This is a genomic window from Pseudomonas sp. TMW22089, assembly GCF_022496645.1.
In the GTDB taxonomy this organism is placed as follows: domain Bacteria; phylum Pseudomonadota; class Gammaproteobacteria; order Pseudomonadales; family Pseudomonadaceae; genus Aquipseudomonas; species Aquipseudomonas paraversuta.
Genome location: NZ_SCFG01000032.1, coordinates 1 through 14853 on the forward strand (window position 1 = coordinate 1; position 14853 = coordinate 14853).

The 14853-nt window shown below is 58.3% G+C and carries 15 protein-coding genes; 7 read left to right on the forward strand and 8 right to left on the reverse strand.

Going from position 1 to position 14853, the window contains the following annotated elements; all coding sequences use genetic code 11:
• Positions 1 to 919: 919 nt before the first annotated feature.
• From EQV90_RS20060 to EQV90_RS20090, 7 genes are all read right to left on the reverse strand, one after another.
• Positions 920 to 2341: an amino acid permease gene (locus tag EQV90_RS20060; RefSeq protein ID WP_003441764.1), complete on the reverse strand. Its 1422-nt coding sequence runs from the start codon at positions 2339 to 2341 to the stop codon at positions 920 to 922.
• A 659-nt stretch (positions 2342 to 3000) separates the two neighbouring features.
• Entirely contained in the window at positions 3001 to 4197 is a 1197-nt protein-coding gene (gene rluB, locus EQV90_RS20065; protein WP_003441763.1) for a 23S rRNA pseudouridine(2605) synthase RluB, read from the reverse strand.
• Positions 4198 to 4342: 145 nt separating this feature from the next.
• A complete protein-coding gene (locus EQV90_RS20070; protein WP_003441761.1) occupies positions 4343 to 4534 on the reverse strand; it encodes a DUF1289 domain-containing protein in 192 nt (63 codons plus the stop codon).
• 99 nt (positions 4535 to 4633) lie between these two features.
• A complete protein-coding gene (scpB, locus tag EQV90_RS20075; protein ID WP_240878575.1) occupies positions 4634 to 5620 on the reverse strand; it encodes an SMC-Scp complex subunit ScpB in 987 nt (328 codons plus the stop codon).
• 12 nt (positions 5621 to 5632) lie between these two features.
• A complete protein-coding gene (locus EQV90_RS20080) occupies positions 5633 to 6331 on the reverse strand; it encodes a ScpA family protein (RefSeq protein ID WP_165439780.1) in 699 nt (232 codons plus the stop codon).
• Positions 6332 to 6459: 128 nt separating this feature from the next.
• Positions 6460 to 7089: an L-threonylcarbamoyladenylate synthase gene (locus tag EQV90_RS20085; protein ID WP_003441755.1), complete on the reverse strand. Its 630-nt coding sequence runs from the start codon at positions 7087 to 7089 to the stop codon at positions 6460 to 6462.
• Between the two features lie 13 nt (positions 7090 to 7102).
• Entirely contained in the window at positions 7103 to 7966 is an 864-nt protein-coding gene (locus EQV90_RS20090) for a PHP domain-containing protein (protein WP_240878576.1), read from the reverse strand.
• 84 nt (positions 7967 to 8050) lie between these two features.
• On the opposite strand from EQV90_RS20090, the gene EQV90_RS20095 reads away from it, so the two are divergent.
• The 5 genes from EQV90_RS20095 to EQV90_RS20115 all read left to right on the forward strand — a co-directional run bounded on the left by EQV90_RS20095 (position 8051) and on the right by EQV90_RS20115 (position 11722).
• Positions 8051 to 8653 (forward strand): septation protein A, encoded by a 603-nt coding sequence (locus tag EQV90_RS20095; protein WP_003441752.1) that lies wholly within the window; start codon positions 8051 to 8053, stop codon positions 8651 to 8653.
• Position 8654: 1 nt separating this feature from the next.
• The gene (locus tag EQV90_RS20100; protein ID WP_003441750.1) at positions 8655 to 8954 is read left to right on the forward strand and encodes a YciI family protein; all 300 of its coding nucleotides are present in this window, start codon (positions 8655 to 8657) and stop codon (positions 8952 to 8954) included.
• 81 nt (positions 8955 to 9035) lie between these two features.
• Positions 9036 to 9713 carry a response regulator transcription factor gene (locus tag EQV90_RS20105; RefSeq protein ID WP_003441747.1) on the forward strand — a complete coding sequence of 226 codons (678 nt, stop codon included), beginning with the start codon at positions 9036 to 9038 and terminating at the stop codon, positions 9711 to 9713.
• A 167-nt stretch (positions 9714 to 9880) separates the two neighbouring features.
• Positions 9881 to 10309, forward strand: coding sequence for a hypothetical protein (locus tag EQV90_RS20110; protein WP_003441736.1), 429 nt, complete (start codon positions 9881 to 9883; stop codon positions 10307 to 10309).
• Between the two features lie 78 nt (positions 10310 to 10387).
• Positions 10388 to 11722: a HAMP domain-containing sensor histidine kinase gene (locus EQV90_RS20115; protein ID WP_003441735.1), complete on the forward strand. Its 1335-nt coding sequence runs from the start codon at positions 10388 to 10390 to the stop codon at positions 11720 to 11722.
• Positions 11723 to 11834: 112 nt separating this feature from the next.
• On the opposite strand, the gene EQV90_RS20120 is transcribed toward EQV90_RS20115, so the two are convergent.
• Positions 11835 to 12395 carry a nitroreductase family protein gene (locus EQV90_RS20120; protein WP_010656453.1) on the reverse strand — a complete coding sequence of 187 codons (561 nt, stop codon included), beginning with the start codon at positions 12393 to 12395 and terminating at the stop codon, positions 11835 to 11837.
• A gap of 118 nt (positions 12396 to 12513) precedes the next feature.
• Between EQV90_RS20120 and EQV90_RS20125 the strand changes: the two genes are divergently transcribed.
• Both EQV90_RS20125 and EQV90_RS20130 read left to right on the forward strand, forming a co-directional pair.
• A complete protein-coding gene (locus EQV90_RS20125) occupies positions 12514 to 13968 on the forward strand; it encodes a TrkH family potassium uptake protein (RefSeq protein ID WP_003441731.1) in 1455 nt (484 codons plus the stop codon).
• 83 nt (positions 13969 to 14051) lie between these two features.
• Positions 14052 to 14813 carry an AraC family transcriptional regulator gene (locus EQV90_RS20130; RefSeq protein ID WP_240878577.1) on the forward strand — a complete coding sequence of 254 codons (762 nt, stop codon included), beginning with the start codon at positions 14052 to 14054 and terminating at the stop codon, positions 14811 to 14813.
• The last annotated feature ends 40 nt before the right edge of the window (positions 14814 to 14853 follow it).

Below are 14853 nucleotides of genomic sequence, written 5' to 3' on the forward strand. Positions count from 1 at the left end.
CGGCGTCGGCGTTCCTGGCCGAGCAGCTCGCCACCCTTATCGTTGCTGTTAGTCATAAACATACCCGTTTGCCTATCCCTTATCTTAAGGGGGGAACGGTGTCCTGTCTTTCATGGGGCTCGTTCAGCAATCAACGTTATCAAACAGCTCTTTAGCTTGCTCAAGAATTTCAGCTAGGGGTAGTACGCCTACAGCAGTAGATATTATTTTTTCATTGACCTCATATCGAGCTGATGACTTCAATTTCAAATCATAAAATCGCAAAAAACGCTTTGTCATCTTCATTCCCTGATCTGCACTTTTGATTACGACATACTGGAAGCAACCAAACTTTTGTAAAATCACTTAACGTCTTCATTTTTCAATTCCGAAAATCGATGAAGAAAACCGCAAGCAACGTCTGCCATTATTATGCTATCACTCATATTTTTTGCAAGATGAGGATTGGACAATAGCTCTCCCTTTCTACAGCTGATTACCCTTTGAGGAGTGGGGATCAGAGGTTCTCACGCTGCGTAATTGGGTATCTGGCTAGGAACACTAGAAATGGTCTCTTACCGCAGGTCTCAACTGACAAAACTCCCCTAAGAAGGGCTTACCATCAACACCTGATGTGCTCAAAAAATATGATATTCAACGATGCAGTCAATCATTTGGTGATAACTACAGCCCCTATTTATTTGAGAGTGGCAAAGCTGAATACGGGATCAAAACGGGAAAAATATAAAATTTAGCACTTTAAAAATCCACCAAAAATATCGCCAGCCCAATATATCAAAGGCCTCACAGGAAAACCGACAAAGCCGAATAAGTGATTGGAAATCACCAGCATCAAAAATGGATCCGTCTTCAGGGCTTGCAGGATACCCCACAAACCAAAAACCCGGCGCAATGGCCGGGTTTGGGTTTATCGCTCAGCTTACTTGGCAGCCGGGCTGCAAGCTGCTGCCGATGCCTGCAGCGCGCGCTTGTTCTTGATCAGGTAACACAGCCACATGAAGGCTACCCACACCGGAATCGCATACACCGACACGCGAATGCCGGGGATCAGCAACATGATCACCAGAATGAACGCCACGAATGCCAGGCAGATGTAGTTGCCGTATGGATACCACAGCGCCTTGAACAGCGGCGTTTGCGCGGTATTGTCCATGTGCTGGCGGAACTTGAAGTGCGAGAAGCTGATCATCGCCCAGTTGATCACCAGCGTGGCCACTACCAGCGACATCAGCAGTTCCAGCGCATCGTGGGGCATCAGGTAGTTGAGCAGAACCGCAATTACCGTCACCGCAGCCGAAGCCAGAATCGAGTTGACCGGCACGCCGCGCTTGTCGATTTTTGACAGCACTTTAGGTGCATCACCCTGCTGCGCCATGCCCAGCAACATCCGGCTGTTGCAGTAGGTGCCGCTGTTGTACACCGACAATGCAGCGGTCAGGACCACGAAGTTGAGGATGTGTGCAGCGGTGTTGCTGCCCAGCATCGAGAACACCTGCACGAACGGGCTGCTGCTGTAGCTGTCGCCACCGGCATTCAGGGTTTCCAGCAACGAATCCCACGGGGTCAGGGACAACAGAACCACCAGAGCACCGATGTAGAAAATCAGGATGCGGTAGATCACCTGATTGATCGCCTTGGGGATTACGGTACGCGGCTTGTCGGCTTCTGCTGCGGTAAAGCCGAGCATTTCCAGGCCGCCGAAGGAGAACATGATAAAGGCCATGGCCATTACCAGACCGGTGATGCCATGGGGGAAGAACCCGCCGTGCTCCCACAGGTTGTTCACCGATGCCTGGGGGCCACCGCTGCCGCTGACCAGCAAATAGCTGCCCAGGGCGATCATGCCGACAATGGCCACCACCTTGATGATTGCGAACCAGAACTCGGCCTCGCCAAATACTTTGACGTTGGTCAGGTTGATCGCGTTGATCAGGACAAAGAAGGCTGCTGCCGAAGCCCAGGTCGGGATCTCGGGCCACCAGTAGTGCACGTATTTACCGACAGCTGTCAGCTCCGACATGCCCACCAGGATATACAGCACCCAGCAGTTCCAGCCCGACATGAAGCCGGCAAAGCCGCCCCAGTATTTATGGGCAAAGTGGCTGAAAGAGCCGGCTACCGGTTCTTCGACGATCATTTCGCCCAGCTGGCGCATGATCATAAAGGCAATAAAGCCGCAGATCGCATAACCCAGAATCATTGACGGGCCGGCCGATTTCAGTACCCCGGCAGAACCGAGAAACAGGCCGGTACCAATCGCGCCACCAAGGGCAATCAGCTGGATATGACGATTTTTCAGGCCGCGTTTAAGCTCGCCCGAATGCGAGGTTTGTCCACTCATTGAAAGGGTCCCACACAAGGTTTGATGTGATTCAGTGCGTTGTAACTTGAGCACCAGAGGCAGTGATCGAAAGGTCTACAACACAAATCAAACCCCAGCGCAGACGCCAGGAATCCAAGGTTGTTTCACGAGTCATGCGTCACCTGTTTGTTTTTATCTGTGACGGAATCGAACCCGCAACGCTTGTGGCATTGCGGAGTTAACAAGGCGGGTTAGCCTCGAAGTTTTGGCCCATCGGCATATCGTCGATGTGGCGCAAAATGCGCGGGTACGCAATTGGGTCACAGTTAAAACGCGGCGCATTGTACACCCGCACGTAGGCAAGATCCCATCACACCGCTGTTGGCAACACTAAACAAGCTGGTTTTTTGCCGGAAATGCGGCGAACGGTGCTTTTTACGGAAAATTTTCGTTACACCAAGCCATTTTCAGAAGTAATTCGCCCATAAGCCATTGATTTCGTAGCATTCACTTTACGACCCGTAACGAAATCTTTCCATCTTAAAACCATTATCTGCAGGAGCATCCTGCCTCGCGATTGCAAAATCAAAAGATTGCGAGACAAGCTCGCTGCTGCTGCATCCGCGGTTAATTGCAGGCATAAAAAAACGCCAACCCCGAAGGATTGGCGTTTTTTGTACCGCGTTACAGGTTAACGCTTATTGCGGCTTGCGGCGACCGAAGCCCGGGCGCTGACCCGAACCTGCCGGTGCGCCACGGCGCTTGCCCGACGGTGCATCGTCGACCAGCTTGGGGCCCGAACGGGTTGGCTTGGGCGAACGCTTGTTCACTTCGCTCGGACGCTCTGCAACCGGCGCGCCGCGACCCGCAGGTACACGATCGGTACGACCGGCCGGCTTGCGGGCCGGACGGGCTGCTTCATCACGGGCCGGACGCGCCGGGCGCTCGCCTTCGATGTGCGGCTGGCGTGCTGGACGCGGAGCCAGTGGCGCACCTTCGGCCGGACGCAGGGTACGGGCAACGCGATCGGTACGGGCCACAGGGCGCGACGATTTACGCTGCATACGCTCAAGCTTGTCTTTGCTCTTGGCGTTCATCTGCGGCATGGCAACCGGCGTGAGGCCGACTTCAGCACTGAGGATATCAACCTCGAACTGGCTCATTTCGCGCCAGCGACCCATCGGCAGGTCGGAGTTGAGGAACACCGGACCGAAACGCACGCGCTTCAGGCGGCTGACCACCAGACCCTGGGATTCCCACAGACGACGCACTTCACGGTTACGACCTTCCATCACTACGCAGTGGTACCAATGGTTGAAGCCTTCGCCGCCCGGAGCCTGCTTGATGTCGGTGAAACGCGCCGGGCCGTCTTCCAGCACAACGCCGGCCTTGAGGCGCTCGATCATCTCGTCATCCACTTCGCCACGTACACGTACCGCGTATTCACGGTCCATCTCGTAGGAAGGGTGCATCAGGCGGTTAGCCAGCTCACCGTCGGTGGTGAACATCAGCAAGCCGGTGGTGTTGATGTCCAGTCGACCGATGTTGATCCAGCGGCCTTCTTTTGGACGCGGCAGTTTGTCAAACACGGTCGGACGGCCTTCAGGGTCGTCACGGGTGCAGATTTCGCCGTCGGGTTTGTTGTACATGATCACGCGGCGAACCGATTCGGCTGCCTCTTCACGCTTGATCACTTTGCCATCAATGGAAATGGCGTCATGCAGGTCTACGCGCAGACCCAGGGTTGCATCCTTGCCATTGACCTTGATCCGGCCCTGGCTGATCCAACTCTCTACGTCGCGACGCGAACCCACGCCAATACGGGCGAGAACTTTTTGCAGTTTTTCGCCTGCTGGGCCAATTTCCTGGCTGTCTTTAGGGTCTAGATCACTCATCTGGGCACCTCCCGGTGTGTCAACTCAGGCATATAGCTGAGGTGTTGAAAATGGGGTCTCTCAGCTCGAGCGAGCGTTTGAGGGTCGAGAATCATACGCTGATGTGGCGCATAACGCATCAAAGCCTAGTCATGAACTGCAAGACTTACTTCTTTTTCCGCCGACCGGTGGCGTCCAGGGCCAGCAATCGCAAGGCCGACTCGGCCAGCACGATGCGCTTGTCTTCCTTGTCGAGCTTCTTCCAGGCCCGGATTTCACGCTTGGTGCGACCGCAGCCGATACAGATATCGTCGTTGAACTTACAAATATCGATGCAGGGATCTTTGGTTGAACTCATGCAAAGTCCTCGGGATTGGCCCTGAAGGAGCGAGCTTGCCTCGCGATCTTTTAAAAGCTCGAAAGATCGCGAGGCAAGCTCGCTCCTGCAGAGGGGGCGTCAGTCTTCCTGTTCGCGGCGTTCTTGTTCGATGGCTTCGGCCAAGGCCCGGGCCTCGAGCTCTTCCTCGCTCAGGGTTGACCGCGCTTCCAGTGCCGCCACGGCTGCGCGCAACCGTTCACGCGCCAACTCGGCAGCGCTAAGTCTTGGCTCTGGCTCTAGCTCTGGCTCTGGCTCTGGCTCTGGCTCCGGCTCCGGCTCCGGCTCCGGCTCCGGCTCCGGACTTGATTCAAGCACTTCAACTGCAACCAGGGCTTCTTCGACAGGAGCGCCATCGCGAAGCAGGTCATCAAAGTCGGTTTTAAGACCCTCCTCCATGGTGTCCAGTTCCACCAGCAAGGTACGGAAGCTGGTCTCATCCTTGGGCTCTTCGGGCTCGGCACTTTCATCGGCCAGGGCCTGCAGGTGGGCCGGCACCGGGGCGTCATCGAAGTCGAGGATCGGGTCCGGTTCCAGCTCGCGCAACTCGGCCAGGGGCGGCAAGTCGTCGAGGTTGCGCAGGTTAAAGTGATCGAGAAAGCCTTTGGTGGTGGCGAACATGGCAGGTTTACCCGGCACGTCCCGGTAGCCCACTACACGGATCCATTCACGCTCAAGCAAGGTTTTGACGATATGGCTGTTAACCGCCACGCCACGCACATCTTCGATTTCGCCGCGGGTGATCGGCTGACGATAGGCAATCAGCGCCATGGTTTCGAGCATGGCCCGCGAATAGCGCTGCGGACGCTCTTCCCACAGGCGCCCGACCCAGGGTGAAAACTTCTCGCGTATCTGCAGGCGGTAGCCCGACGCTACTTCCTTGAGTTCAAAAGCCCGTCCGTCGCAGGACTTGCGCAACAATTCCAGGGCTTTTTTGAACACGGGCGGCTCGGGACGCTCACCCTCTTCAAACAGTTCAAACAACCGCTCAAGGCTTTGCGGCTTTCCCGAGGCCAACAAAAAGGCCTCGAGCAAGGGCGCCAGCTCGCGGGGTTCAGTCAAATTCATGGTTTCAGCTCTTTATTCGGCTCTCGCCCGCACATGGATTGCCGCAAAGGGTTCATTCTGTACCAACTCGACCAGCGACTCTTTGACCAGTTCAAGAATGGCCATAAAGGTTACAACCACACCCAGACGGCCCTCTTCGGCGGTGAAGAGTTCGACAAACGGTACAAAGCCGCCGCCTTTGAGGCGTTCCAGCACATCGCTCATCCGCTCCCGGGTCGACAGGGCTTCGCGGCTGACCTGGTGATTTTCAAACATGTCAGTACGGCGCAAGACTTCGGCCATCGACATCAGCAACTCTTCCAGCGCTACATCGGGCACCAGCTTGCGCGCCCGGGCTTCGGGCGCATCGAGCTTGGGCACAATCACATCGCGCCCTACCCGGCTCAACCCATCCAGCCCCTCAGCCGCCGCCTTGAACCGCTCGTACTGCTGCAAACGACGGATCAATTCGGCCCGGGGATCGCCCTCGTCCTCCTCGATCTCGGCCGAGCGCGGCAGGAGCATGCGCGACTTGATCTCGGCCAGCATGGCAGCCATGACCAGGTATTCGGCAGCCAGCTCCAGGCGCACGGTTTTCATCAGCTCGACATAGCCCATGTACTGACGGGTAATTTCCGCCACCGGGATATCGAGAATGTTGATGTTCTGCTTGCGGATCAGGTACAGCAGCAAGTCGAGAGGGCCTTCAAAGGCGTCGAGAAACACCTCCAGGGCATCCGGCGGAATGTACAGGTCCAGCGGCATTTCGATGACGGCCTGGCCATATACCATGGCAAACGGCAATTCCTGCTGGGCACCGGCCTGGGCATCAACGCCTTCTATGGTTTCGACGTCAGACATCAGGCCTCGACCATAAACGGCGTCGGATCGCCGCAACCCACGCGTACCACTTCAGGTTCGAGGTCGATCAGGCTGATCACGGTCGAGGCTTTATTGCCGCCGAATCCGCCATCGATGATCAGGTCGACCTGCTTCTCCAGGGCATCGCGAATTTCGTACGGATCTTCCATTGGCTCTTTTTCACCCGGCAGGATCAGGGTCACGCTCATTAGCGGCTCCCGCAGCTCCTCAAGCAGCGCCAGGGCAATCGGATGACTGGGCACCCGCACGCCAATAGTCCGGCGCTTGGGGTGCAGCAGCAGCCGCGGAACGTCACGGGTGGCGTTCAGAATAAAGGTGTAGGGCCCCGGTGTATGGGCCTTGAGCAGCCGAAACACACCGGTTTCAACCTTGGCAAACAAACCCAGTTGCGACAGATCGCAGCACATCAGGGTGAAGTTGTGTTTGTCGTCCAGATTACGCAAGCGCTTGATGCGCTCGATGGCGTGCTTGTCGCCCATCTGACAGCCCAGGGCATAGGATGAATCGGTGGGATAAATCACCACCCCGCCCTTTTTGATAATCTCGACGGCCTGTTTGATCAGCCGCGGTTGCGGGTTTTCCGGATGAATCTGGAAAAATTGGCTCACAGAGTTTCCCTGTTCAGACGTTGGCAGCGGGCTGGTCATATTTGAATCGACGCCAAAGTGGCGGCAAATCTTCGGGGATCGGGCGATATTCGCCGATCTCGGACCAACCTCCAGGGCCATGAAAATCACTGCCGGCACTGACCAGCAGACCGAACTCACGCGCCAGGATCGCCAGGCTGCCGACCTGCTCGGCCGGCTGATGCCCGTTGACCACTTCAATCGCGTGACCCCCGGCTTGAATATAGTCGCCAATCAGCCGGCGGCGCTTGCTGCGGGTGAAATCGTAATGCGAAGGATGCGCCAGGCTGACCCAGGCCCCGGCGGCGCGCAAGGTGGCGACCGTGTCTTCAAGGGTCGGCCAGTGCAGTTTGACGTCACCCAGCTTGCCGGCCCCCAGCCATTTGCGAAACGCCTCGGCGCGATCCTTGACGAAGCCGGCCTGAACCAGGAAATCGGCAAAGTGCGGGCGGGCCGGAGCATTGCCGCTGTCGCCCAGGGTCTGCTGTATAGCTCGCGCACCTTCAAGCGCTCCGGGCATGCCTTTGAGCTCAAGCTTGCGGCTGATCTCCTGCGCCCGAAGCCAGCGCCCATCGTGGAGCCTGGCTATGGCCTCAACCAGCGCCGGAGCATTGACATCGAAGCCGTAGCCCAGCACATGAATCGTCGCTCCACCCCAGGTGCACGACAATTCAACGCCATTGATCAACGTCATGTTCAACGCCAGCGCCGCTTCGCGGGCTTCGTCGAGGCCTTCAAGTGTATCGTGATCGGTCAGGGCCAGGACTCGCACACCTTTCTCGAACGCACGCGCAACCAGTACCGTCGGCGCCAGGGCGCCATCAGAAGCTGTGCTATGGCAATGCAAGTCAATTTCCACGGGAATTTAATAACCTCTAGCTGACGCTTTCGCTGTCATTGATGTTTGTTATTATGCCGCCACATCCTGCTTCTGGCTGCCACTGTGAAACAATTCATCGACTTCATCCCGCTGTTACTGTTTTTCATCGTCTATAAAATCGAACCTCGCATCGTCGAAATCGCCGGGCACAGCTTGTCTGTGGGCGGTATCTACAGCGCTACGGCAATGCTGATCATCAGTTCACTGGTGGTTTACGGCATTTTGTTCATCAAGCAGCGCAAGCTCGAAAAGAGCCAATGGCTGACCCTGATTGCCTGCCTGGTGTTCGGTAGCCTGACCCTGGCTTTCCACAGCGAAACCTTCCTCAAGTGGAAAGCGCCAGTCGTAAACTGGCTGTTTGCACTGGCATTTGCCGGTAGCCACTTTATCGGCGACAAACTGTTGATCAAACGCATCATGGGCCATGCACTGACCCTTCCCGATGCGGTGTGGACCCGCCTGAACCTGGCCTGGATCGTATTCTTCCTGTTCTGTGGCGCTGCCAACCTGTTCGTTGCCTTCACCTATCAAAGCATCTGGGTCGACTTCAAGGTGTTCGGCAGCCTGGGCATGACCGTGCTGTTCCTGATAGCCCAGGGTGTTTATCTGTCGCGTCACCTGCATGACACCGAACCTGCACCGACCAACTCAAAAACCGAGGACTGACATGCTCTACGCAATTATTGCTACCGACGTCGCCAACTCGCTCGATGCCCGCCTGGCTGCACGCCCGGCCCACCTTGAACGCCTGAATCAACTCAAGGATGCAGGCCGCATCGTGCTGGCAGGTCCGCACCCGGCCATCGACAACAATGACCCTGGCGCAGCCGGCTTCAGCGGCAGCCTGGTCGTGGCCCAGTTCGACTCCCTGAGCGCTGCCCAGGCCTGGGCCGACGCGGATCCTTACGTCGCAGCCGGCGTATATGCCAATGTGATCGTCAAGCCGTTCAAGCAAGTACTGCCGTAACCCCTACGGCACAGTGTGATTGCAGTATCTTTGCCAGTGACCGACCTGTACCCCGTCGGCACTGGCTAAATCGAGTAAGCCATGAGCGACCTGTTACTGATAGATGATGACCAGGAGCTGTGCGAGCTTCTGAGCAGCTGGTTGAGCCAGGAAGGCTTTCAGGTACGCGCTTGCCACGACGGTCAGAGTGCCCGCAAGGCGTTGAGCGAATCCAGCCCCGATGCCGTGGTGCTGGATGTGATGCTGCCTGACGGCAGCGGTCTGGAACTGCTCAAGCAACTACGCCAGGATCACCCCGAATTGCCGGTGCTGATGCTGTCAGCCCGCGGCGAACCCCTGGACCGTATTCTCGGGCTCGAACTGGGCGCCGATGACTATCTGGCCAAACCCTGCGACCCCCGCGAACTGACCGCCCGTCTGCGGGCTGTATTGCGCCGCAGCCACCCGACCGCGGTATCCAGCCAGATAGAACTGGGAGACCTGTGCTTTAGCCCGATGCGCGGCGTGGCCACTATCGACCAGCACGACATCACCCTGACCGTTTCCGAAAGCCGTTTGCTCGAGGCCTTGCTGCGCCAGCCGGGAGAGCCGCTGGACAAGCAGGAGCTGGCACAGATCGCCCTGGGCCGCAAATTGACCCTGTACGACCGCAGCCTGGACATGCATGTCAGTAACCTGCGCAGAAAGATTGGCCCCCACCCCGATGGCCGCCCGCGCATCGTCGCATTGCGCAGCCGGGGTTACTTCTATAGCGCCTGAAGCACCACGTTTCTCTGTGGGAGCCGGCTCCCACATAAGCCTGTTATGTAAATCCGCAGCAATACCCTCTTTACCCAAGCTTTACCCTCGGCTGACAGCGGTTGACCTTGATCTCCCTACACTGAGCACATCCGGATTCACCGGAACTGTCATGAAGGAGACACACCATGCGTAAGACTCTAATTGCTTTGATGTTTGCTGCTGCCCTGCCAACCGTCGCAATGGCCATGCCTGGTGGCGACGGCCCGATGGGTCCACGACACGGCGGTGAGCACGGTCGCGGCGACGCCCCTTACAGCCAACTGGACCTGAGCCGCGAACAGCGCCAGCAAATCGGCAAATTGATGGGCCAGCAAATGCATGATCGCAAGCAACTGGTCGAAAAATATCTGGAAAAACTGCCGGCTGCCGACCAGCAAGCCTTGAAAGACGAGATCAAGGCCAAGCAGGACAAAACCCAAAGCGAGATCCGGGCCGTGCTCAAGCCTGATCAGCAGAAGACCTTCGACGAGATGCAAAAGAAACGTGCCGAGCGTCAGGCGGAGTGGAAACAGTTCAAAGAGTGGAAAGCACAACAGGCTCCAAAAGCGCAATAATTCGCGCAACCCTCAAGCCCAACGACCCCTGGCCGTTGGGCTTTACGCGTTCTGATCAATTAACTGCGAGGAATTACCGTGCGATCACTGTTTTGGCGCATTCTCGCCAGCTTCTGGCTGGCGATTGCCCTGGTCGCAGGGCTGTCGCTCCTGCTGGGGCACATGCTCAATCAGGACGCCTGGATCCTCAGCCGGCATCCAGGCATCGCCAATCTGGCGCAGCAGTGGACTGAACGCTACGAAACCCAGGGCGCCGATGCCGCGCAAGAATTCCTCGAGAAGCGTAAACGCCGTTATCACATTGACGTACAGGTCCTTAACGAAAGTGGCGACCCTGTGGTACGCGGTACGTTTCCACGTCGGGCTGCCGCATGGGAGGCACGCCAGCATCCCGGCGAAGAACAACTGCCGTGGCGCCGCCTGACCGTCGAGTACACCAGCCCGAAAACCGCTGAAACCTATTTGCTGATTTATCGCATCCCGCACCCGGAACTGGATGCCTGGCATCGCCAAAGCCTGATCTGGCCGCTCAGCGCGCTGGGAATTGCACTGGTGGTGCTGACCCTGTTCAGCTTGCTGGTCACCCTGTCGATCACCCGCCCGCTGAGTCGCCTGCGCGTAGCTGTACATGACCTGGGCCAAACCACCTACCAGCAAAACAGCCTGGCGCGACTGGCTTCACGGCGCGATGAGTTCGGGGTGCTGGCCACCGACTTCAACCGCATGGGCGCACGCCTGCAAAGCCTGATTGGCAGCCAGCGCCAATTGCTGCGTGATGTGTCCCATGAACTGCGCTCGCCACTGGCCCGGCTGCGTATCGCCCTGGCACTGGCAGAACGCGCCGGGCCCGAAGAGCGCGAGAAACTCTGGCCGCGCCTGACCCGCGAGTGCGACCGCCTGGAGTCATTGATCAGCGAAATTCTGGCCCTGGCACGGGTTGATGCCGACCAGGCCAGTGCCGAGCCCATCGAGCTCAACGGTCTGCTCCAGGCGGTACAAAAAGATGCCTCGCTGGCGGCTCCCGAGCAATCGGTACAACTCACAGCAGAACCTGGCTTGAGCCTTGGCGGGTGGCCGACAATGATCGAGCGCGCGGTGGATAATCTGCTGCGCAATGCGCAACGTTTCAGCCCGCCCGGACGCCCGATTGAATTAAAGGCCTGCCGTGAAGGCGAGCGCATCAGCATCAGCGTGCGGGATTACGGGCCCGGAGTGCCCGGGGAATATCTGGCGCAATTGGGCGAGCCGTTCTTCCGTGCGCCCGGCCAGACGGCGGCCGGACATGGCCTGGGACTGGCCATAGCCCGTCGCGCGGCAGAACGCCATGGCGGCAGACTGGTGCTGAACAATCATCCGGACGGAGGATTTGTTGCCACGCTGGAGTTGCCACTGGAGCCGAACGGCACTCTTTAAACCCGCGAATCAATAAACCCTTGAAGCGTGCTTGCTCGCGATTGCATCACCTTGGTGTCTCATAAAAACCGAATTGCCTGCAGCGCGAGAGAAGCTCACTCCTGCAAGGAATTCACGCCGACCACTGCTGCACAAACTCAGCCGTATCCACCTTCGGCGCGGCACGCAGTTCATTCTGCGCAGTTCCCAGGTACAGAAACGCAACCACCTGCTCGCCCTCTGTCAGCCCCAGCCCTTTGGCCACTTGCGGTGCATATGACAGCTCGCCCGTGCGCCATACCGCACCAATGCCCTGGGCGTAGGCCGCCAGTTCAATGGCGTGAGCCGCGCAACCTGCGGTGATCAACTGCTCGGCCCTGGGCACTTTGAAGTGGTCCTGCAGGCGGGCCACCACCACAACCACCAATGGCGCGCGCAACGGCATGGCCCGGGCTTTGTCCAATGCTGCCGGGGTCACCTCTCCACCCTGGGCCTGTACGGCTCCGGCGAGGATTTCACCCAGCTGATGCCGCGCATCGCCTTCCACCGTCAAAAACCGGTAAGGGCGCAACTGGCCGTGGTCCGGCGCACGCAAAGCAGCCGCAAACAGTACTTCACGTTGCTCAGCCGTTGGCGCCGGATCGAGCAGGCGCGGGGCAGAAACACGGTTGAGCAAAGCGTCGAGAGCCTCCATTGGCCACCTCCTGAAGAAAATGTGCGGCTATTCTAACGGTATCTAGCCAAGGGCTGGCGGTTTACATACCCCGCCCCACAGGTAGAATGGCGCCCCTCTTTCATCCCGAGCTGACTTCATGGCGTTGCCGACCTTACGCATCATCGGTTTCATTATCGGCATCTTCCTGATTACGCTCGCGATCAGCATGGCCGTACCTATGCTGACACTGGTGATTTTTGACCACATGGGCGATCTGCCGTCCTTTCTGTGGGCCAGCCTGATCACCTTTCTGGCCGGATTGGCACTGGTCATTCCCGGACGCCCCGAGCAAGTACACCTGCGCCCCCGGGACATGTATCTGCTGACCGTCTCCAGCTGGGTAGTGGTGTGTGTATTTGCCGCCCTGCCGTTTTTGCTGACACAGCACATCAGCTACACCGACTCGTTTTTCGAAAGCATGTCCGGCATCACCGCTACCGGCTCAACGGTACTCAGCGGTCTGGACACCATGTCGCCCGGCATATTGATGTGGCGCTCGATGCTGCACTGGCTCGGCGGTATCGGCTTTATCGGCATGGCGGTAGCGATTTTGCCGCTGTTGCGAATCGGCGGCATGCGCCTGTTCCAGACCGAGTCGTCAGACCGTTCCGAAAAAGTCATGCCGCGCTCGCATATGGTGGCCCGCCTGATTGTGGCCACTTATGTCGGCATCACCATTCTTGGCAGCCTGGCCTTCTGGTGGGCCGGAATGAGCGTGTTTGATGCGATCAACCATGCCATGTCGGCAATTTCCACCGGCGGCTTTTCAACCTCGGACAAGTCCCTGGCCAAGTGGTCACAGCCTGCGGTGCACTGGGTCGCTATCGTAGTCATGATCATGGGCAGCCTGCCCTTTACCCTGTACGTCGCCACCCTGCGCGGCCATCGCAAGGCGCTGATCAAGGATCAGCAGGTACAAGGCTTGCTCGGCCTGTTGCTGGTCACCTGGCTGGTGCTCAGCGCCTGGCTCTGGTGGACCACCAACATGCCGTGGGGGGACGCCTTTCGCCATGTGGCGCTGAACGTAACTTCAGTGGTGACGACGACAGGCTTTGCACTGGGCGACTACAGCTTGTGGGGCAATTTCTCGCTGATGCTGTTTTTCTACCTCGGTTTTATTGGTGGCTGCTCGGGCTCCACCGCAGGCGGGATCAAGATTTTCCGCTTTCAGGTTGCCTACATTCTGCTCAAGGCCAACCTCAACCAACTGATTCACCCGCGGGCAGTGATCAAGCAGAAGTACAATGGCCACCGCCTCGACGAAGAAATCGTGCGCTCGATCCTGACCTTTTCGTTCTTCTTTGCCATCACCATTTGCGTGATTGCCCTGGCCCTGTCGTTGTTGGGGCTGGACTGGATGACCGCCCTCACCGGCGCTGCCAGCACGGTGTCCGGTGTAGGCCCCGGGCTGGGCGAAACCATCGGGCCTTCCGGCAACTTCGCCAGCCTGCCGGACGCGGCCAAGTGGATCCTGTCACTGGGCATGTTGCTCGGGCGCCTGGAGATCATTACCGTGTTTGTACTGTGCATCCCGGCGTTCTGGCGGCACTAAAAGCTGAATCGGCATACCCTGCAGGAGCGAGCTGTTCTGATAAAGGCTCGCTCCTGCAGGCCACTTACAGAGACCAGATCACCATGGGCCAGATCCTGTCACTGCGTAATTACCGCCAAGAGGTGATCGCCCATAGCCATGAGCACCCGCAGGTGGTGATCAGCCTCTCAGGCAAGCTCGATTTCGAGGTGGATGGCCGCGCCAGCAGACTGCATCGGCAACACTTGATGGTGGTTCCGGCAGGCGCCCATCACACCTGCGAAAGCGAACAAGGCAGCCAATGCCTGGTACTCGATGTACCCGGCGAAGAAGACTGGCTAGGCCAATCGCTGGGCCAGCACGCCGACGCCAGCCGCCGGTTGCTCGACAGCGCCGCACAGCTGTCTCTGGACCCCATGCAGCATCAATTGGTCAAGTGGCTGGCCAGCAGTGCGGTCAGCGACCCGCTGATCTCCCGTCAGGGGGCAATCCTGTTGCTGGCCAGTTTAAACACGCTGGCCCCTGACTCGCCGCCCCCCAAACGCCTGCCCCTGGCAGCTCTGGATGCCTACATCGACCAAAACGCCGCCTACCCGCTGCAGGTGGCTGATCTGGCACGTATCGCAGGGTTATCCAGCACGCGCCTGCACAGCCGCTTTATCAGCGAATGCGGGCAAACGCCGATGGATTACATTCGCCAACGCCGCCTGCACAGTGCCCTAAGCCTGCTGCGCCGTAGCAGGCTGCCCATAGGGGAAGTCGCCTGCCGCGTCGGCTATACCTCGCAAAGCGCCTTTGCTGCCGCCATGCTCCGCGAGTTCGGGGCCTCGCCTTCGGCACTGCGGCGCGAGTCTGGCGACAACTGACGCGAGTCTGGCGACAGACGGACCTGCCCCCCGCACCTTA